Source organism: Pseudomonas sp. SWRI154 (assembly GCF_014268645.1).
Classification (GTDB): Bacteria; Pseudomonadota; Gammaproteobacteria; order Pseudomonadales; family Pseudomonadaceae; genus Aquipseudomonas; species Aquipseudomonas marvdashtae.
In genome coordinates, this window is the sequence record NZ_JABWQW010000072.1 from 1 (window position 1) to 846 (window position 846).

At 62.6% G+C, this 846-nt stretch carries 1 protein-coding gene; it reads right to left on the bottom strand.

The genetic code is table 11. The annotated features are described in order from the left end of the window. A partial coding sequence (locus HU806_RS26195) for an AMP-binding protein (RefSeq protein ID WP_186615798.1) occupies positions 1 to 846 on the bottom strand: 846 nt, incomplete at both ends.

The window sequence follows — 846 nt, forward strand, 5'->3', positions numbered from 1 at the left end:
CCGTCAGCGTTTGCGCCACTGCCTGCTCGGTCAACAGCACCCGCGCACGGCTGTCGTCGAGCATGTACGCCACGCGTTCGGCCGGGTAATCAGGGTCGAGCGGCACGTACCCACCACCGGCCTTGAGCACCGCGAGCAAGGCAATCAGCAACTGTTCGGAACGCGGCATCGCCACGCCCACTCGCACTTCCGGGCCGACGCCCAGCTCGATGAGCTTATGGGCGAGGCGATTGGCGCGGCCGTCGAGTTCGCTGTAGCTCAGGCGAATATCCTTGAAGGTCACCGCCACGGCGTCTGGAGTAGCATCGGCTTGGTGGGCAATCAAATCGTGGATGCACAGGTCCTGTTCGAACGGCGCATCGACCGGATTCCAATCATGGGTCAGACGCTGATGTTCATCGTATTCCAGCATCGACAGTTCACCCAGGCAGCGCTCGCCTTGCGTGGTCATCTGCCCAAGCAACTGCGCCAGATGCGCCGCCAGACGTTTCACGACCACCGCCGAGAAACTCGCCCGCTGATAACTCATGTGCACCGACAACTGCCGCTCCAACCCCACCAACAACGTCAACGGGTAATTGGTCTGCTCCTGGGTGATCGGCGAGCCGAAGCGCAAACCGTCCGGCGCGCCTTGCTCCAGAGCCTGGGCAATCGGGTAGTTCTCGAACACCAGCAAGCTGTCGAACAGCGCGTCGCCGCCCTGCCCGGCCCAGCGTTGGATGTCGAGCAATGCGCTGTGTTCGAACTCGCGCAGTGCCAGGTTTTGTTCCTGCACCGCTTGCAGCCAACTGTCCAGCGACTGCTCGGCCCGCGGACTGGCGATCACCGGCAAGGTGTTGATGAACA